A 19,712-nucleotide genomic window follows, 5' to 3' on the forward strand; every position below is an offset into this window, starting at 1 on the left:
ACTATTCAGCTTTTAAAACGCTGAAAATAGCTTCGGCTTTCAACAGACATTCCTGATATTCTTTTCCTGCATCAGAATCAATTGTGATGGCACTCCCGGCCTGAAAAGAGAGATATCCGGATTCCGAATTATATAAAATGGTTCTGATTACAACGTTAAAGTCAAAATCTCCATTCTCGTTAAAGTATCCGGCGGCACCCGAATAAATTCCTCTTTTAGTTTCCTCGTATTTTTCAATCAGCTCCATAGCTCTGATTTTGGGAGCTCCTGTCATTGATCCCATAGGGAATGTATTACGGATGATATGTGCATTTGACAGACCTTCCGCTGCTTCACAAACAACCGTAGAGATCATTTGATGAACCTGCTTAAAACTGTATATCCCAAATAACTCCTCTACTTTAACAGAACCGGATTTTGCACTTTTTGTAAGATCATTTCTAACCAGATCAACAATCATTACATTTTCAGAAAGTTCTTTTTCATTTGACAGCAATTCTTTTATTGCCAGTAAATCATTTTCTGTATTTGAATGACGTTTTGCAGTTCCTTTTATCGGTTGAGATATCAATTTATTTTTCTTTCTGCTAAGAAAGCGTTCAGGAGTAGCAGAAATTATGTACTGTTCACCAATTTTAAAGAAGCTGGAAAATGGAGTAGGAGATATGCTGTTTAATTTAATGAAACTGTTAACAGGATTTAAAGTCTTGCTTTCAGCGTAAAATTCCTGGCAAAAATTGAGCTCATAAATATCTCCTTTTTGAATATGGCCCTTAATCATTTCCACCTTATTCAGATACTTCTCCTTGCTGATCCGGTATTTGACCTGACTGTTAAAGTTTGTTTTAAGGGAAGTTGGAATTTCTGTTCTATGAATGTGATCCCAAACTGCTTTGGGGTCTGAAGAAATAATTGTTACTTTGTTTGCTTTAATTAAAATCCTGCATTTTGGTACAAAGAAGTACATTTCCGGAAAATGTAGGAAATCGGGGTTTTCTGATTTTAAATTTTCAATTTCATTTTTCAGATCGTAAGAAAAGAAACCCGGCACAAAACCTTGATTTTCCTGTAGAAATAATTGAAGTTTATCAAAACCGGCACCTTTAGAAATTTTTAATTCTGTTTGAGCTCCCGCTGCGATACAAACATCAAAAGCTGAGTATGGATCTGTAAAATTATTGGAATCGAAATAACAGCAACTGTCAGAATGGGCTGCCCATAACAGGGCCTGTGTTTTAAACTTATCCAGATCAGTTATTTGAAATACTTGCGTATGCAAAATTTAAGATTTTAATTACATGAGGTTTCCCATAATTTTAAATTATGGGAAACCTATGATTTTAGCAGAGTGTCAGGGTTTGAACTCTGTCTGGTCCGACAGATAAATATTTCACCGGAACTTCTAGGTGCTTTTCAAGATAGTTTATATAATCCTGTAATTTTGCTGGAATTTCTTCTATTGTTCTGATGCCGGTCAGATCTTCGGCCCAACCCGGAATTGCTTCTAAAACCGGCTCGGCCTTCATCGCATTAATGTCATAGGGCATATAATCAATTTTGCTCCCGTTGTATTGGTAATGAGTACATGCATAAATGGTTTCGAATCCACTCAGCACGTCTGCTTTTGTCATAACCAGTTCTGTTACTCCGTTTAGCATGATTGCATATTTTAATGCCGGAAGATCAATCCATCCGCATCTGCGGGGACGACCGGTTGTTGCGCCAAATTCATGTCCTATTTTGCGAAGTTCTTCACCGGTTTCATCCTCTAATTCGGTAGGGAATGGTCCGCTTCCAACTCTGGTGCAATAAGCTTTGAAAATTCCGATTACCTGGCCAATATTTTTTGGAGCCACACCTAAACCTGTGCAGGCCCCTGCAGAAGTAGTATTTGAAGAAGTAACAAAAGGATATGATCCGAAATCAATATCCAGCATGGTTCCCTGAGCTCCTTCTGCAAGAACAGTTTTTCCTTCTTTTAAATATTGATTAACAAAATGCTCGCTGTCTACCTGAGGAATGGTTTTTAATAATTCAATAGCCTCGAAAAATGCAGTTTCTTTTTCAGAAAAATCAGGAATTTCACCGTAATGAGATAGAATTGATTTGTGCTTGTTCACCAAACGGTCGTACCGCTCACGGAAATCAGGTAGCATGCTGTCACCAACACGCAAACCATTACGCCCGGTTTTATCCATATACGTTGGTCCGATACCTTTTAAAGTAGATCCAATTTTATCCACTCCCATTTTGGTTTCTGATGCAGCATCCAGCAACTGGTGTGTAGGAAGAATTAAATGAGCCTTGCGTGCAATAGCTAATTTCTTTTTAGCAACCGGATCAAAACCATTTTTTTTAAGATTATCCAGTTCGCGTTTTAACGTAATAGGATCTATGACTACACCATTGCCGATCAGGTTCATGGCTTTATCATTAAAAATCCCGGAAGGAATGGTATTTAAAACATATTTCTGATTATCAAACTCAAGAGTATGACCCGCATTTGGTCCACCCTGAAAGCGGGCAATCAGATCGTATTCCGGACTTAAAACATCCACTATTTTACCTTTTCCTTCATCGCCCCATTGAAGGCCTAATAAAACGTCAACAGCCATTATTATTTATTTAATTTGAAATTTGTTTTAAAACGCAGAGATCTTGTTTTTCTCAGTTCCTGCAAAAGTATCATCCTGCTTATATCTTTCACGATATTATTTTGATTTTGGCCGGATATTTAAATTACTCTTTATAAGAAATGGTAAATGTAATTCCGGACATACTTAAACTTTTTTTATCTGAAAATATAAATTGACAAATAGTTTTAGATTTTACTCACGTAAGAATCACAATGGCCTGCTTTAAGCCGGGTGCAATTGCCATATAAATTCAGCGAGTGATGTTTAATATCAAACTTTAGCAAATCACCCATCATGCTTTGAATTTGCTGAATCCGCGGATCGCAAAACTCGACAACTTTACCGCAATCGATACAAATTATATGATCATGCTGTTTATACCCGTATGATTTTTCGAATTGTGCCATGTTTTTACCAAACTGATGTTTGGTAACCAAATCACAGGATAATAAAAGTTCCAGGGTATTGTAAACCGTTGCACGGCTTACCCTGTATTTTTTATTTTTCATGTGAATGTAAAGCGATTCGACATCAAAATGATCATTACGCGAATAAATCTCTTCCAGAATGGCAAAGCGCTCGGGTGTTTTGCGGAGGTTTTTATTTTCGAGATAGGCTTCGAAAATTTTTTTAACCATAACAATGGTTTCTTCTACAGGCATATTTTGGGTTACTGACGGTCAAATTTATCCAAAAAAATAAGAAATCCCCGGGATTTTATCATGAAGCTTTATCAATTATGTCGGCTTCTGAATCAAAGCGGTTTACAGAGGTAACTCCTTTAACTTCTTTCAGCCTTTTGATAAGGCTGTCTAAATGTTGGGTATCATTCACATAAACCATAATAGAACCATCAAATATACCTTCGTAACTGTCTACAGTAATGGAACGCATATTAACTTTAAAATCACTTGAAATTACTTTTGTGATATTGTTGATCAAGCCAACATCATCAATTCCTTTGATGCGTAACCCGGTTAAAAAAGCAAGTTCTTTTTGCGAATCCCATTTTGCCTTTACAATGCGATAACCATAATTTGATAGTAATTTAGCTGCATTAGGGCAATTGGTACGATGGATTTTAATCCCTTCGGATACGGTAACAAAGCCAAATACATCGTCTCCGGGAATTGGATTGCAGCATGCAGATAGCTTGTAATCTATTTTTTGTAAATCTTCCCCGATGAGTAATATATCGCTGTCTTTCCCTTTATTCTTTTTTAACAAACCATCAAATGGAACAGTTTCAGGTCTTTCGGGACGAGTTTCAATGATTTTTTCTGAGGCTACAAACTCTTTCAGTTGCTTAAGGTCTATTAAGCCTTTTGCAACATTGTAAAATAAGTCCTGGGTAGAAGGCAATTTAAAATAATAGGTAAGCTTGTATAAATTATCGGTATTGTAAGTAATCTTCAATGATTTTAATTTACGTTCCAAAATTTCTTTACCATCTTCAGCAACTTTTCTTTTTTCTTCTTTTAGAGCTGATTTGATTTTAGATTTCGCCTTGGCAGTTACTACAAAACTTAACCAGTCTTCTTTAGGAACCTGCTTGCTTGACGTTATGATCTCTACCTGATCGCCATTTTGAAGCTTATGAGCCAAAGGCACCAATTTGTGGTTGACCTTAGCGCCAATACAACTCGATCCAATATCAGTATGAATTTCAAAAGCGAAATCTAAAGCGGTTGCATTAATCGGAAGTTGAATTAGGGCACCTTTTGGAGTGAAAATGAATATCTCATCAGAGAATAAATTCATCTTAAAATCGTCCAGAAAATCCAAAGCGTTGGCTTCCGGATTGTTTAAAAGTTCTCTGATTTTATGAATCCACTGATCTAATCCACCGTCGGCAGATGATTCTTTATATTTCCAGTGTGCCGCAAATCCCTTTTCGGCAATTTCATTCATACGTTTGGTGCGAATCTGAACTTCGACCCATTGCCCTTTCGGACCCATAACCGTGGTATGCAATGATTCATATCCATTTGCTTTAGGCGATGAAATCCAGTCGCGTAAGCGATCAGGATTTGGTCGGTACAAATCAGTTACTATAGAATAAGCTTTCCAGCAATCCGATTTTTCATTTTCAGGCTTGCTGTTTAAAATAATACGGATGGCAAAAAGATCGTATACTTCTTCGAATGGAATATTTTTCTTACGGATTTTGTTCCAGATAGAATTTATGGATTTTGGGCGGCCATACATTTCGGCTTCTAATCCTTGTTCTTTCAGAATTTCATCAATTGGTTCAATAAAATCTTTAACAAAATTTTCGCGTTCAGTTTTCTTTTCATTCAGTTGGCTCGCTATCAACTTGTAAGTTTCCGGCTCCATGTATTTCATCGCCAGATCCTCCAACTCAGATTTCATGGTATATAATCCAAGCCGGTGTGCCAGAGGAGCATATAAATAGACCGTTTCTGAAGATATTTTCAGTTGTTTATCCCTTGGCATGAAATCCATGGTTCGCATATTATGCAAACGATCGGCAAGTTTTATAAGGATAACTCTCACATCATCTGCCAGAGTTAAAAGCATTTTTCTGAAATTCTCGGCCTGCAACGAGCTGTTATAATCAAATACACCTGAGATTTTTGTCAGGCCGTCGATTATTTTGGCAGTCTTTTTTCCGAACTCACGTTCAATGTCATCTAATGTAATATCCGTATCCTCTACCACATCGTGCAATAGTGCGCACACGATAGATGTGGTTCCTAAACCAATTTCCTGAGCGGCAATTTGAGCTACCGCGATGGGATGATAAATATACGGCTCTCCGGACTTGCGGCGCATATTCTGATGACTTTCAAGAGCCATATCAAAGGCACGCCTGATCATCCGTTTATCACCTTTTTGCATGGTGGGCTTACATGCTCTTAATAATGCCCGATATCTTTTAAGGATCTCTTTTTTCTCAGCTTCCAGATCAATCACTAATTCATTCATATTCAAAACACAATAGCTGGCTTATAAAAAAGCTTTTGAATTATATTGGGTTACAACTAACATTTTCCCGTATATATAGTATAAGATTTTAGCAGTAACTTTACGAAGCATAAATTTATGAAATTTTTCAGGCTTACGTTTATTTTTTGCATGGTTATCATGTCGGCCGGATCATTTGCCCAGATTAAAAACGACCCATACGTTAAAGGCAAAAATGATACCATCCGGGTTGCTATTACCAATATTGACGATGAGCTGATTCCATGGTTTCCTTTACAGGATGTATATATCCTTTCTACCCGAATCTTTAAATCTCCGGCAGAAAGGGCCAAATTTAACAGGTTAAGATATAATGTTCTTAAAGTGCTGCCATACGCTATGTTTGCACGCAACCGCTATGCCCGTTTGCAACAGAATATGGCTTCTAACTTAACCCGAAGAGAAAAGAAAAAACTGGTTAAGGAATTTGAAAAAGAAGTTAAGGACATGTTTAATCGCGAAATTAAAAACCTGACAATTACGCAGGGCGGCATATTAATCAAACTTATAGATCGTGAAACCGGAAATAGTAGTTATGAGTTGCTTAAAGACATGAAAGGTGGTTTTACGGCTTTCTTTTATCAATCTGTGGCACGGATTTTCGGTAATAACCTGAAAAATAAATACGATCCTCAGGAGGATCGGGATATTGAAGCAATCATTCAATCATCGGGTTATTACATGTACAACTAATATGGAGAAAAAATCGGTGCACCAATTCTCAGTTCAAAAACCGAATGGTGAAGAGGTGAGTCTCAAAAATTTTGATAATAAAGTTCTTCTAATAGTAAACACCGCTTCTGATTGTGGCTTTACTTCGCAGCTTAAAGAGCTGGAACAATTACGCAATCAATTTCCTCGTCAGGATTTTGAAATCTTAGCCTTTCCTTCTAATGATTTTGGTGGGCAGGAACCCCTGGAAGGTGCCGAAATTGGCAAATTTTGCGAAATTAATTACGATACACATTTTCCTATTTTTGATAAAATCCGCGTCCGCGGAACCTATGCCCATCCTTTATTCCAGTTTTTAGCTGATAAGAAGCAAAACGGAAGTGTTGGTGCTCCTCCAAGGTGGAATTTTCATAAATATCTGGTTAACCAGAAAGGAGAAGTTATTGATTTCTTTTACCCTTTCACCAAACCAAATTCTACCAAGATAAAAAAGAGAATTAATAAATTATTACAAGTTAAAGAAGTATGAAATTAGATATCCTCGTAATTGCCGTTCATCCGGATGATGCCGAGTTAAGTTGTTCAGGAACCATATTAAAACATTTGCAGGAAGGAAAAAAAGTTGGAATTGTTGATCTCACCAGAGGAGAGTTAGGTACCCGCGGATCTGCAGAAATACGAGATGAAGAAGCGGCAAATTCAGCCAAAATTTTGGGATTATCCGTACGGGAAAATCTAAGAATGCGTGACGGATTTTTTAAAAATGATGAAGAACATCAGCTTGAGATTATTAGAATAATAAGAAAATATACCCCCGAAATAATTCTTTCAAATGCTTTGGAAGATCGTCATCCTGACCACGGAAAAGCCGGCGATCTGGTAAATGATGCTGCATTTTTATCAGGATTATCGAAGATAAAAACTACAGATGAGGGAGATTTGCAGCAAGCATGGCGTCCACGTTTAATACTGCAGTATATTCAGGATAAATATATTAAACCGGATATTTTAATCGATGTTTCAGATTTCTGGGACCAGAAGATGGAAAGTATTGCAGCGTTTAAAACTCAGTTTTTTAATCCGGATGGGGATAGTGACGAAACGTATATTTCATCACCGGGGTTTTTAAAAGTGATTGAGGCCCGCAGTCGTGATTTTGGGAAATATATCAATGCAACACATGCAGAAGGATTTACAAGCCGTAAATTACTTGGAGTAGATAATTTATTTAATTTGAAATAGGTTATCTGGCAAAGGCGTTATCTTTAAAAATGCCTGCAATAACTTTTCCGCTCTGCAAACGGAGAGAACCTTTGCCATTGCATTTGCCGTTTATCCAGTTACCCTCGTAAACGCTGCCATTTTCATAAATCATTTTACCATAACCATTGCGCAGGTCATTTTTGAATTCACCCTCATAAAATGATCTTGCGCTATACTGATAAGTACCCTTGCCGGAGCGCTTCCCATTAAGCCAGGTTCCTGAATACATACTTTTATCAGGGAAAATATAAACCCCGAAGCCATTAAAATTATCATTCAAATAATCTCCTTTGTAAATTGCTCCCGATTTAAAGCGATAGGTACAATTTCCTTTGCGGAGATTATTTTCAAAATCGCCTTCATAAATATTCCCGTTAGGGAAATTCATAATTCCTTTTCCATCAAACAAATCATTTTTAAAGCTGCCTGAGTATTTCAACCCATTAAACTTAAAGAGAGATCCCTGTCCGTTTGCTTTTCCATTTTCATAGTTGCCTTCATAAATATCTTTGTTTTTGAAAAGCATACGACCTTTTCCGCTAGCCTGAAAATTTTCTATCTGGCCAACGTACTTATCTCCATTTTTAAAATAGTAAGAACCTTTTTTAGGATTTCCCCGAAGCCAATTGCCTTCATAAACATCGCCGTTTTTGAAAACCATTTTTCCGAAACCTTCGAAAATTCCATTTTTAAACTGACCTTCATATAAATCATTGCTATCTGTACGATAGCTTCCTTTCCCGTTTTCACAATCGCCGGATAAGCAGTATTTAATTTGCCCCGAAACGGTGGTAGCACACAGAAATATAAAGAAAAGGAAGGCTGTTGATTTGAATGACATATCACTTATACGACGAATGCCCGGCATTAGTGCCGGGCATTCTGGATTTTAACAGAAATAGATTTTATAGTGATGGTAATATTTTTTCCAGAACCTCCATGCCCTGATCAATATGTTTTTCTTCAATAATCAGTGCAGGACGGAAGCGAATCGTATTATTTCCGCATCCGAGGAACATAATATGATGATCCAATCCTTTTTGAATGAACGTATCACGCATTTCTTTTGAAGGGAAATCAAAAGCTGTAAGTAAACCACGGCCGCGAACATTAGACACTTTGCTGTTGCTCAAAGAGATTTTCTTTAATTTTTCCTGAAGATAATTTCCAACCACGGTAGCATTCTGCAACAGATTGTCTTCTTCAAGAATTTCAAGATATTTGGATGACCGAACCATATCTACCAGATTACCGCCCCAGGTAGAATTAATACGAGAGGGAATGTTAAAAACATTGGTTTCTATTTCATCTACTTTTTTTCCAACCAATATACCGCAAACCTGCATTTTTTTACCAAAGGCAAGAATATCGGGGCGGGCATTTTCTCCGAAATGCTCATGACACCAGAATTTACCTGTTAAACCAACGCCTGTTTGCACTTCATCATAAATCAAAAAGCATTCATTTTCATCACATAACTGCCGAAGCTGCTCCAGATATTCTTTGCGTACATGGTTGTCTCCGCCTTCGGATTGGATAGGTTCAATTATAATTGCGCAAATATCATCCTTGTTATCTGCAAATGCCTGTCTGATTTGCGCCAGTGAAAGTTCTTCCCGGCTTTTTAATTCATCATAACCCTCGTCAGAATATGGGAATTTAATAGATGGAAAAGATACTCTCGGCCAGTCGAATTTTGCAAACCATTTAGTTTTATCAGGCAAAGTATTCGTTAAACTTAAGGTATAACCTGAGCGGCCATGAAAGGCTTTTTCAAAGTGGATTACTTTCATCCCGCGTTCGCGGAGATGTCCTTTCTGGAAATTTTTCTGAACTTTCCAGTCCATAGCTACTTTAAGCGCATTTTCAATGGCTAATGAACCGCCTGCAATAAAAAATGCGTGTGGCAAATATTCGGGTATACCTACTCTTGAAAAAGTTTCAACAAACTGGGCATATTGCGTGGTATATATATCTGAATTTGATGGATTGGTAAGAGCTGCAAGCATTAAATTTTTCTTGAATTCTTCATCATTAATCATTTTGGGGTGATTATAACCCAAAGGAACTGATGCAAAACATGTAAAGAAATCTAATAATGTACGATCATATTTAGAATCATAAATATGCACGCCTTTACTTTTTTCCATGTCGAAAGTTAAGTCAAAGCCATCTGCCAAAATGTGTTTGCTTAAGGTTTTTTGAACCTGATCTGCTGATACTGATAATTTGTACATAAGGGGTAAGGTTAGACTCAAAAATATCAAAAACGCCTCAATTGGGCAAATTTTGAGGTTTTTTGAATATTATTATAAAAAACAGGTTTAAACTGTTTAAACCTGTTTTTATAAGTTTTTTATTTTTATTTTAATTGATTCAGATTTTTATTCTTTGACTTAAGGGATAAAATTCTGCTTAAAAACGCTTAAATAAGCTCATTGAATTTTTTAGCCATTCCTAAAATTCCGAACAATCCGCCGGTATGTATGGCCAGTATTTTGCTCCCCTTTTCGAAATGATCCTTGCTGATCAGATCATATAATGCGAAGAATGATTTACCGGTATAAACAGGGTCCAGAAGTATCCCGGTTGATGCCGAGAAGGTGTGAATGAAGTTGATTAATTCAGGGGTGGATTTAGCATATCCTCTGAAATGGTACTCGGTATGCAACGTAAATTCCGAAAGGTTTTCGTTGTACTTTTGAATTTCATCCCTAATAAATTCCCCATTTTTTAATACCGGAACAGCATGGACCTGCATATTCAGGTGATTTTGAGAAATTCCCTGTAAAATACCTGCTGCTGTAGTTCCTGTACCACAGGCGCAAAATAAATGATTATAGGAATTTTCTAATTCGCTAATTAATTCAGTGCATCCTTCTACTGCAAGCAACCCGGCTCCGCCTTCATCAATGAAATAGGAATTGTGATCATCCCGAAAGTGATCATCAAACAATTTCTGTTTATCCTTATAAATGCCGCGTTCTGTAAATATCAGCTTCATTCCAAATAAACGACAAAGCATTAACAGATCATTTTCTACAGTTTCGCCGCGAACAAAGCCCGTACTACTAAATCCAAATTTTGCCGCTGCAGCCGCTGTTGCCAATAAATGGTTAGAATATGCACCACCGAAGGTAACCAGGTGGTTTTTGTTAGTCTCCCTGGCATTACGCAGAGAATATTTTAATTTTCTCCATTTATTACCTGAAATAAAAGGATGAATAAGGTCATCTCGTTTTACGAAGACCTTTACTTCTTTCTGATTAAAAAGCGGGTTTAAAATTTCCTCTTCGGGACTGTAATAATTGAGGTCGATCATAATAGTATCTCTCTGATAAGATCGATTAAATATCTGCTATTTTAAACTTACTTGCCAAGTCCAACTCCTAATCCAAAGTTAAATGCATTGTAATCTCCAACTGTATAGGAAGAGTAAATTCTTAAAACCGCAATATTAAGCTGAAATCCTATATTCCCTCTGAAACCGCTTACATCATTTTGGTTAATATCAACAGGGTTGGTAAAAGTGGTGTAAGTCCTCTGACCAACAAATCCGGTTGCGCCGGTTACGATGGGATAATTGCCTTTTAGTTTTGCATTAGTCTGAGAAGTGTTATAACCCGCACTTATAAAAGGAGTGAAAAATAAAAGCTTTTTAGATAATATAAGCTCTGCGTTAATTCCTGAAAATTTTGCATCAATCATTTGATTGTTGAAGTCCTGATTTTGCTCTGCATCTTTTGGAACCGAACCTTCAGGTGCCCGCACATCTAAAGGTAACTGGTAATTTAATTGTGAAAATCCAACAGCAACTGCAATGTCTACCGGACTAATTTTATCTAGGGTTTTGCCAATAATCAAGGGGAGAATCTCAAGTTTAATGCCTGCACCCAGCATGCTGAGTGATCCGAAATCATTACCCAAACTAACTTTAGGAACTGCTCTTAAGGTAATATCAATGCCATTAGGTAATCCAACTGTACCCTGTAACTGGGGAGCCGGTATGAGGGGAAGATTTTGACCTTGAGGGAGCGTAAATGATTCAATTTTTTGATTGTTATCATCAAACACATCAAGTTGTGGTGCTGAGGTTTTGTTCCCGGCCATGGTGGGCGCCAGGGGGGATGAATTATTAGCAGGCCTGATATGGTTGGATAATCCGATTTTTGTTACATCGAAAAATTTATCCTCTTGTGGTATCAGGGCTCCGGTTAAGCCAAACCGGAATTCAAAGCGGGCTGTATTTTTGGATTCTGCCGTATTATTCCAGCCCGAATTAAGTCCGATTCCTAAGCCTTTAAATAAAGGGTTAAGGTAAGCCTGAGTTAATTTAGTTGCATCCCCGGGTCCAGCTTTAATAAGACCTGATACTTTGCCTTGTGAGAAAACCGAATTGGAAGAGAATAAAAATAAAATGAATATACTGGATCGGAACAATTGTTTTCCCATAAATTATTAAAGAATCAATGCCGAAAATATATTTTTTTAATTAAAAAGGGGAAGAAATTAAATAAGATAATCGCGTTTTTAGTAAAATTTTTCATGTTTTCTAGATGTTAGGTATTCCCTTTAACAAACAAATGACCAAAGTTGTTTAATCCGCAATTAATTAGATTAAACATTTAAATTTGCAGCATGATTGAGGTAAATGACATCCAGGAGGCAGAGGAACAGGATTTTTATGAACATTTAAATGTTGTAGTAGATAAAGGGCAGTCGTTGGTTAGAATAGACAAATTTCTAACACAGCGTATAGAAAATACGTCACGCAACCGTATTCAAAACGCTATAGATGCCGGAAGCGTCCTTGTGAATGGGAATCCTGTTAAGGGAAGCTACAAGGTAAAACCTTTTGATGTGATTTCTATTGTTCTTCCTCATCCGCCACGAGATACGGAAGTGTATCCTGAAGATTTGCCCATTGATATTATCTACGAAGATGATGATGTGATCATGGTTAACAAAGCGGCCGGCATGGTTGTGCATCCTGGATTTAATAATTATAACGGAACTCTTGTAAATGCGCTGGTATATCATTTTCAGCAATTGCCTCAATTGCCTGGTAATGAGGGCCGGCCTGGACTGGTTCATCGTATTGATAAAGATACCTCGGGATTATTACTGATCAGCAAAAATGAAAAGGCAATAACTTACCTCGCAAAGCAGTTTTATGATCATACCATCACCCGCAAATATATTGCACTGGTATGGGGAGATCTGGCAGAAGATGGAACTGTAACGGGATATATTGGCAGAAGTGCAAAAGACAGGAAAGTAATGGCCATTTATGATGAAGAAGATAAGGGAAAATGGTCTGTTACGCACTACAAAGTTTTGGAGAGACTTGGATATGTGACCTTAATTGAATGTGAACTTGAAACCGGGCGAACTCATCAGATCCGAGCTCATATGAAGCATTTGGGCCATCCTTTATTTAATGATTCTTCTTACGGAGGTAACAGAATTATAAAAGGAACCGTATTCAGTAAGTATAAATCTTTTGTTGAAAATTGTTTTGAATTGATTCCAAGGCAGGCGTTACATGCTAAATCATTAGGATTTTTACATCCTTCAACAAAAAAGTTTGTTCATTTCGATTCTGATGTTCCCCATGATTTTCAACAGGTGCTTGAGAAGTGGAGAAATTACGTTAAAGTTGAACATTAAATCATTTCATGAGCAAGCAGTTTATCAATTTTAACGGGGAACTCTTTCCTTCGGATCATCCGGTGATGACAATTTCTAACCGCAGCTTTAAATATGGCGACGGACTTTTTGAATCAATGCGCTATGTAAAGGGTGAACTTAAATTTGTTGAACTTCATGCCGACCGCTTGCGCAAGGGCATGAAAATATTAAAACTGGATGGCTATTCTCAGGTGGATAGCTATTTTATTAATGAAAAAGTTGAGGAGCTTATCCGCAGGAATAAAATTGGTCCCAATGCACGTGTCAGATTTACCGTTTTCAGAAACGCGGATGGTTTTTATAATCCTACCGCGAATAAAATGGGCTACACTTTGGAAGTTAGCAAACTGCCCGAACCGGCCTATGCCGCAAATTCCAAAGGACTAATTATTGACGTTTTCGACGAGGTTCCAAAACCCGTTAATATATTATCCAATCTTAAAACCAATAATTCTTTGGTTTATGTATTGGCAGGGGTTTTTAAAAATCAGCATCAGCTTGATGAAGTACTTATCTTAAATCAGAATGGTTTTCTTTGCGAATCCATGAGCAGTAATGTATTCGTGGTTTACGAGAAACATTTGTACACTCCCTCTTTAAGCGAAGGTTGTATTGCCGGCGTAATGCGTAAAGTAGTTATGCGTCTGGCTAAAGAAAATAATTTGAAAATTACAGAAGCTCAAATAAACCCTGAAATATTAAACCAGGCCGAAGAGGTATTTTTAACGAACGCCAGCTCCGGAATTCAATGGGTGATGGGCTACAACAAGAAAAGATATTTCAATGAAACTTCCAGGTTTTTGCTTAACAAATTAAATGAACTTTAGTAATTGCTATAATTTAGTTGCGGTACTACTTTGAATTGTAAATGCATAGGAAGCCCCTTTAAAATCTAACACCTCTTAAAAAATCCTCTATTTTCATTCTCTTTTTTCCTTCAAGTTGTAAATCCTGCAAAGAAATTAAACCATCCGGACAGGCAAACTTTAAAAATGTTTTTCCGTCAGTTTGAAATGTTCCCGGATTCAGATCGTGTTCTGCAATTTCTAAATCAGCTTTAAAAATTTTCAAAGTTTTGCCCAAAATGTGCGTGTAAGCAGTTGGATAGGGGCTTAATCCGCGAATGCGGTTGTATACATTTAAAGCAGGCAGATTCCAATCTATCAGACAATCTTCTTTAAATAATTTGGGCGCATGCTTTAAATTTTCTTTCGGGAAGTTGTCCTGTGGGATTTCGGTATAGTTAGCGCTTTCTATTGCTTTAACTGTTTTAACCAGAAGTTCGGCGCCTGTATTCATTAGTTTATCATGCAAATCGCCGGCGGTTTCATCTTCAGCTATTGCAACTTTTTCTGAGAAAAGGATATCACCGGTGTCTATTTCATGTTTTAGAAAAAACGTTGTTACTCCTGTATATTTTTCTCCGTTAATTAGAGCCCAGTTAATTGGTGCAGCTCCCCGATATTGCGGAAGCAGCGAAGCATGCAGGTTAATAGTACCTTTTGCAGGCATATTCCAAACAATTTCCGGAAGCATACGAAATGCTACCACCACCTGTAAATCGGCATTTAAAGATTTTAGTTCTGAAATAAACTCCGGATCTTTTAATTTTTGAGGCTGCAGTACTCTGAGTTGATTTTGTACTGCATACTGTTTTACGGCTGATTCGTTTACTTTTTGGCCTCTTCCCGAAGGTTTGTCGGGTGCCGTTATTACAGCAACAATATTAAAGCCCTCTTTTACTAATGCATCTAAAGATGAAACAGCAAAATCGGGAGTACCCATAAAAATGATTCTCATAGAAATGACAAAGATTAAGGAAAATTAAGATAAAAAACTATGAGACACAGTAGCCGGCTGCTGTGTCTCATGGTTACTTCAATTTGTATTCCTTATTGATATAAAAGATAGTTTTTACGCATGATCTTATACTGAGAAAGTCCGGGTTCCCAGCTTTGACGAATTTCTTCTTCAGATTTACCGGCAATAATCTGCTTACGCAGATCTTCAGTTCCTGCAAGTTTATCAAAATTGCCCATTTGGTTACTTTGTTTGTAATCAAAAAACTTTTCCTTGTGAGGATAAGCTTTGTATAGCTCCATTAACCAGCTTAAATTGATTTTGCCTGTGTTCCGTATCTTATTAATATTATATTTTCTCAGATCAATTCCATAGCAATTTTTATCCTGATGAAGCGGGGTTTCACTCATTCCCTTGATGCCTTTTGGGGTGAAAAAGAATTTGTATTTATCCTTCAGATCCGGATTCCCTAAAACTGTAAAAGGGAAATAAGTTCCTCGTCCCTGACTGATAATTGTACCCTCAAACAAACAAAGCGAAGGGTATAACATAATCGATTGCTGCGTATTTAAGTTTGGAGATGGCTTAACCGGTAGTGTATAAGGCAACGAATGGTTGTAGTTAGCAATTTTTACAATATTGAGCTTGCACTTTGCTTTATTTTCCAGCCAGCCTTCGCCATTTAGCATTTGAGCATATTCTGCAACCGTTAAGCCGTGCACAATGGGAATGGGATTAATGCCAATACCCGATTTTAATTTCGGATCCAGAATGGGTCCGTCAACATAAAAACCATTTGGATTCGGCCGGTCTAGAATCATCAGCTCTTTTCCGTTTTCGGCACAGGCTTCCATTACATGCTGAAGCGTATTGATATAAGTGTAAAAACGAACACCCACATCCTGAATGTCAAAGATCATTATATCAATACCTTCCATATCTTTAGCGCTAGGCTTATGATGTTTCCCATAAAGAGAAATTGCGGGTATGCCTGTTTTCTGATCGATGCTGTCATCCACTTTTGCTCCTGCACTGGCATCTCCTCTAAAGCCATGCTCCGGACCAAATATTTTAACAATATTAATTCCTAAACTTTTTAAACTGTCTACAATGGTAGTGTTCCCAATTATGGAAGTGGGATTTACCACCATTGCTACTTTCTTACCTTCTAAATAGGGCAGGTATTTTTCAGTTTGCTCAGCCCCTGTAATAATTTTTCCGCGAGGCTTGCTATCTGTATTAACAGTTATTTGATTTGGGTTTGGAACCGATGAATTAATGGGTTGCATTTGTTGTCCGCACGATGTGCAGGCTGTTAAGAGTACAATGGGAAGGATGGACGGTAAGAAATATTTCATATGTAATTATAAAATTTAAAGTATCTGGTTTAAAAGGCAATTCATCATATAGATGCATGTTATTAAAAAATTGCATCTTTGCTAAGGTACAAAAAAATACATTTCAGGCTTGAATTTACCCTTTTTCATTGCACAACGCATAACGTTTAACTCCAAACGCACTTTCTCTAAACTGATTGTGCGTATTGCGATTCTGGGTATTATGCTTGGATTGGCAGTTATGATTCTCGCTGTTGCCATTGTAAAAGGCTTTAAATCCGAGATTCGCGAAAAGGTAAGAGGTTTTGCCGGAGATATTCAGGTTGTTAAATATGATCTTAATACATCGTATGAGAATTCTCCTTTCAGTATCAACCCTGCTACTTTAAAATCCATTAAAAGTTATCCCGAAATTTCTTACAGCCAGGCTTTTGCTACTAAACCCGGTATTATAAACACCAATGAGGAAGTGGAAGGCGTAGTTTTAAAAGGCGTTGATAAGACCTACAACTGGGATTATTTTAAAAATATCCTTGTTTCGGGAAAGGTTATTGATTTTGCCGACAGCGTAGAATCACAGCGTCAGATACTAATTTCGCAATATACCGCACAGCGTTTAAATCTTAAAGTTGGGGATGATTTTCTGATGTATTTTGTTCAGCAGCCTCTGCGTAAGCGCAAATTTGAAATTGTAGGGATCTATAATTTGGGTGTTGAAGAAGTCGATAAAACGTATGTGATTGGTGATATTGCTTTAATACGCAGGCTCAATAACTGGACAAACGATCAGGTTGGCGGTTATGAATTACGGTTAAAGGATTTTAATCTGCTCGACACTGCCGCAAACAAAGTTTACGAAAATCTGGATATTGATTTGAAATCTTTCACAGTTAAAGAGAGTTATCCCACCATTTTTGAATGGCTTTCTTTATTGGATATTAATACGCAGGTTATTTTAGTGTTAATGCTTGCCGTAGCTGTTATTAATATGATTTCTGCGCTGCTGATTATGATATTGGAGCGTACCAACATGATCGGAATATTGAAGGCTCTGGGTAGTGATAACTGGAGCATTCGTAAAATATTCCTTTATAATGCGGGATACTTAATAGGTTTAGGTCTTTTGCTAGGAAATATACTGGGCATTGGACTCGGGCTTTTTCAATATAACACTCATTTTTTTGAGCTTGATCAGGCTTCATATTTTATAAGCTTTGTGCCAGTAGAGTTAAGCGTTGCAGATATTCTTATGCTTAATGGCGGAACTCTGTTAATATGTATTCTGGTGATGATTATCCCCTCATTACTGGTTACTAAAATTTCTCCCGTTAAGGCAATCACTTTTAAGTAATCAATTCCTGCTGATTGTAAAAACTATCTTTTTCTCTTTTGAACCTTCTTTCTTTGGATACGGAGTTACATCTTTTAACAGGAGTGTATAGTTGTTGCTATTTATTGTGAAGTTAATTTTATCAGTCGTTTTGAAGCTTAAATCGCACTTGCCGATACATAAATCTATTAATTGATCTGCCTGATTCAGAGATGAAGTTTTAAACTGAACCGAGGCGTTTCCTGCCCAAATGCATTGTACATCAGCAGGACAGCGGCTATCGTTAATTTTAATAACTTCAATTACAAACTCCTTATTGACCAGCGATTTTTCATTTAAATCTAACTGAACCACTGTGTTTAATTCGTCATTTCTTACTCCTTCTAAACTACCTTTTTCACATGATGAGCCGCAAAATAGTAAGAATGCAAATGATAAGAATAGTTTTAGAAGTGGAGATAATCTTTTCATCATGGAATGAATGTGTATAGGAAATAATTCTTGCGAAAACTTTTTATGGTTTAATATTTATAATGAATTAGGTTCGAGCCACCTCAATTGCTTTTTTGATTTCTAAAGCAACCTGTTTAATATATTCCGGCAATTGATCCGTATTGGTGTCAATCCTGAAAATTTTGGGTTTCTGCCCTTTACGAATAATTTCTAAATAATATCCTCCCTGGTCGGCACAATCCGGGCAACCGAAAGTTTCTTCATCTTTTGGGTTGTTAATTAATTCTGAAGGAAGCGAAGACGATATGCTCTTCAATCCTTCAAATTTTTCATTACTTAACTTTTCAGTAAATGAATTTTGATTTCCGGTTTTCAGATAGTCTTTAGACTTGTATAGTCCGTCACTTTTTAATAAATAAGTTATAGAACAATCGCCCACGCACATTCCATACGAAGACCCAAAAATGATGTAATCGGTTTCGCCTTTCAAAGAAAATCCTTCTTTTTGACACGATGAATAGGACATCAGCACAATGCTTGCCAAGATCAGGCTGAATTTTTTAATTAGATTCTTCATTTCATTAAGAATAGGTAAAAATAATTTGGTTTAAGCTTTTCGAAAAGTATGAAAATTACTAATAAGGATTTTAAATATTTATCGCTTTGCAAGTTCCGGTTAAAGTCCTTTTGCTTCGTTCCAAAACAAATCCATTTCTGCAAGTGTCATATCTTTCAGGTTTTTGCCTAAACCTTTGGCTTTACTTTCAAGGTATTGAAAACGTTTTATAAATTTTTTATTTGTTTTTTCCAGTGCGTCTTCCGGATTGATGTCTATGAACCGGGCATAATTAATCAAAGAAAACAGCAGGTCTCCAAACTCAGCTTCTGCCTTTTCTTTATCAATAACCGAATTATCGGCGGCATTAAATTCATCACGGAACTCACGCATTTCTTCTTCAACTTTATCCCAAACCTGCGTTTTTTCTTCCCAGTCAAATCCAACTCCACGGGCTTTTTCCTGTATTCGCGATGCTTTGATCAATGCCGGAAGAGAGCCGGGAACACCTTCCAGGACTGAATTGTTCCCTTCTTTGAGTTTCAATTTTTCCCAGTTCTGTTTTACATCAAGTTCATTGTTTACCACAACATCCCCATAAATATGCGGGTGACGATGAATCAGCTTGTCGCAGATTCCGTTTAGAACTTCTACTATTGTAAAATCATTTGTTTCTGAGGCGATACGTGAATAAAAAACAAGGTGAAGCATAAGGTCACCAATTTCTTTCATGATTTCCTTTTTATCTCCCTCCAGAATAGCGTCAGAAAGCTCATAGGTTTCTTCAATGGTGAGATGTCTGAGCGTTTCCATTGTTTGTTTTTTATCCCAGGGACATTGTTCACGTAAAGTATTCATCACCGTTAACAAACGTTCGAAAGCAGAAGAGGGATTCTGACCGTAAAGAGGAGCTATATTGGCAGCCATATAATTGTTTTCTGCAAAAATAGTATTTTAACCGGGATGTATTTGCGCTACCGTACGAT

General features: G+C 37.1%; 19 protein-coding genes. 6 read left to right on the forward strand and 13 right to left on the reverse strand.

The features are described from left to right. Nucleotide 1: 1 nt before the first annotated feature. From G521_RS0111450 to G521_RS0111465, 4 genes are all read right to left on the reverse strand, one after another. A complete protein-coding gene (locus G521_RS0111450) occupies nucleotides 2–1,279 on the reverse strand; it encodes an anthranilate synthase component I family protein (RefSeq protein WP_051189713.1) in 1,278 nt (425 codons plus the stop codon). 61 nt (nucleotides 1,280–1,340) lie between these two features. Then, nucleotides 1,341–2,615, reverse strand: coding sequence for an adenylosuccinate synthase (locus G521_RS0111455; protein ID WP_026898664.1), 1,275 nt, complete (start codon nucleotides 2,613–2,615; stop codon nucleotides 1,341–1,343). A gap of 206 nt (nucleotides 2,616–2,821) precedes the next feature. Further along, nucleotides 2,822–3,298, reverse strand: a complete 477-nt coding sequence (locus tag G521_RS0111460) for a Fur family transcriptional regulator (protein WP_026898665.1) — start codon at nucleotides 3,296–3,298, stop codon at nucleotides 2,822–2,824. Nucleotides 3,299–3,356: 58 nt separating this feature from the next. After that, nucleotides 3,357–5,585: a RelA/SpoT family protein gene (locus tag G521_RS0111465; RefSeq protein WP_026898666.1), complete on the reverse strand. Its 2,229-nt coding sequence runs from the start codon at nucleotides 5,583–5,585 to the stop codon at nucleotides 3,357–3,359. Between the two features lie 117 nt (nucleotides 5,586–5,702). Here G521_RS0111465 and G521_RS0111470 point away from each other — a divergent pair, with 117 nt between their 5' ends. Genes G521_RS0111470 through bshB1 form a run of 3 tightly spaced genes read left to right on the forward strand, consistent with a single transcriptional unit; the run spans nucleotide 5,703 to nucleotide 7,538 of the window. Then, nucleotides 5,703–6,317, forward strand: a complete 615-nt coding sequence (locus G521_RS0111470) for a DUF4294 domain-containing protein (protein WP_026898667.1) — start codon at nucleotides 5,703–5,705, stop codon at nucleotides 6,315–6,317. Between the two features lies 1 nt (nucleotide 6,318). After that, complete coding sequence (locus G521_RS0111475; RefSeq protein ID WP_026898668.1) at nucleotides 6,319–6,825, forward strand: glutathione peroxidase; 507 nt, start codon at nucleotides 6,319–6,321, stop codon at nucleotides 6,823–6,825. Beyond that, on the forward strand, nucleotides 6,822–7,538 hold the full coding sequence (gene bshB1 / locus G521_RS0111480) for a bacillithiol biosynthesis deacetylase BshB1 (protein ID WP_026898669.1): 717 nt from the start codon (nucleotides 6,822–6,824) through the stop codon (nucleotides 7,536–7,538). Before G521_RS0111475 ends, bshB1 begins: the two co-directional genes overlap by 4 nt. A gap of 1 nt (nucleotide 7,539) precedes the next feature. Here bshB1 and G521_RS0111485 read toward each other — a convergent pair whose 3' ends face one another. From G521_RS0111485 to G521_RS0111500, 4 genes are all read right to left on the reverse strand, one after another. Continuing rightward, nucleotides 7,540–8,400, reverse strand: coding sequence for an MORN repeat-containing protein (locus tag G521_RS0111485; protein ID WP_162141790.1), 861 nt, complete (start codon nucleotides 8,398–8,400; stop codon nucleotides 7,540–7,542). 64 nt (nucleotides 8,401–8,464) lie between these two features. Continuing rightward, nucleotides 8,465–9,796, reverse strand: coding sequence for an L-lysine 6-transaminase (gene lat, locus G521_RS0111490; protein WP_026898671.1), 1,332 nt, complete (start codon nucleotides 9,794–9,796; stop codon nucleotides 8,465–8,467). A 188-nt stretch (nucleotides 9,797–9,984) separates the two neighbouring features. Then, nucleotides 9,985–10,881, reverse strand: a complete 897-nt coding sequence (locus G521_RS0111495) for a 1-aminocyclopropane-1-carboxylate deaminase/D-cysteine desulfhydrase (RefSeq protein WP_185095049.1) — start codon at nucleotides 10,879–10,881, stop codon at nucleotides 9,985–9,987. Between the two features lie 47 nt (nucleotides 10,882–10,928). After that, nucleotides 10,929–12,011, reverse strand: a complete 1,083-nt coding sequence (locus tag G521_RS0111500) for a DUF6588 family protein (RefSeq protein ID WP_026898673.1) — start codon at nucleotides 12,009–12,011, stop codon at nucleotides 10,929–10,931. 186 nt (nucleotides 12,012–12,197) lie between these two features. Between G521_RS0111500 and G521_RS0111505 the strand changes: the two genes are divergently transcribed. Both G521_RS0111505 and G521_RS0111510 read left to right on the forward strand, forming a co-directional pair. Next, nucleotides 12,198–13,229, forward strand: a complete 1,032-nt coding sequence (locus G521_RS0111505) for an RluA family pseudouridine synthase (protein WP_026898674.1) — start codon at nucleotides 12,198–12,200, stop codon at nucleotides 13,227–13,229. Nucleotides 13,230–13,237: 8 nt separating this feature from the next. Further along, entirely contained in the window at nucleotides 13,238–14,077 is an 840-nt protein-coding gene (locus G521_RS0111510) for an aminotransferase class IV (RefSeq protein ID WP_026898675.1), read from the forward strand. Between the two features lie 58 nt (nucleotides 14,078–14,135). Here G521_RS0111510 and fmt read toward each other — a convergent pair whose 3' ends face one another. Beyond that, nucleotides 14,136–15,050, reverse strand: coding sequence for a methionyl-tRNA formyltransferase (gene fmt / locus G521_RS0111515; RefSeq protein WP_026898676.1), 915 nt, complete (start codon nucleotides 15,048–15,050; stop codon nucleotides 14,136–14,138). Between the two features lie 92 nt (nucleotides 15,051–15,142). After that, nucleotides 15,143–16,408, reverse strand: coding sequence for an exo-beta-N-acetylmuramidase NamZ family protein (locus tag G521_RS17085; protein ID WP_081675070.1), 1,266 nt, complete (start codon nucleotides 16,406–16,408; stop codon nucleotides 15,143–15,145). 109 nt (nucleotides 16,409–16,517) lie between these two features. Between G521_RS17085 and G521_RS0111530 the strand changes: the two genes are divergently transcribed. Then, nucleotides 16,518–17,738 carry an ABC transporter permease gene (locus tag G521_RS0111530; protein ID WP_026898677.1) on the forward strand — a complete coding sequence of 407 codons (1,221 nt, stop codon included), beginning with the start codon at nucleotides 16,518–16,520 and terminating at the stop codon, nucleotides 17,736–17,738. Here G521_RS0111530 and G521_RS0111535 read toward each other — a convergent pair whose 3' ends face one another. The 3 genes from G521_RS0111535 to mazG all read right to left on the reverse strand — a co-directional run bounded on the left by G521_RS0111535 (nucleotide 17,739) and on the right by mazG (nucleotide 19,653). Beyond that, a complete protein-coding gene (locus G521_RS0111535; RefSeq protein ID WP_026898678.1) occupies nucleotides 17,739–18,191 on the reverse strand; it encodes a hypothetical protein in 453 nt (150 codons plus the stop codon). A 64-nt stretch (nucleotides 18,192–18,255) separates the two neighbouring features. Next, nucleotides 18,256–18,747, reverse strand: a complete 492-nt coding sequence (locus tag G521_RS0111540) for a hypothetical protein (RefSeq protein ID WP_026898679.1) — start codon at nucleotides 18,745–18,747, stop codon at nucleotides 18,256–18,258. A 99-nt stretch (nucleotides 18,748–18,846) separates the two neighbouring features. Further along, nucleotides 18,847–19,653 (reverse strand): nucleoside triphosphate pyrophosphohydrolase, encoded by an 807-nt coding sequence (gene mazG / locus G521_RS0111545; protein WP_026898680.1) that lies wholly within the window; start codon nucleotides 19,651–19,653, stop codon nucleotides 18,847–18,849. Nucleotides 19,654–19,712: the final 59 nt, after the last annotated feature.

The organism is Daejeonella oryzae DSM 19973, from assembly GCF_000422945.1.
GTDB classification, from domain to species: Bacteria; Bacteroidota; Bacteroidia; order Sphingobacteriales; family Sphingobacteriaceae; genus Daejeonella; species Daejeonella oryzae.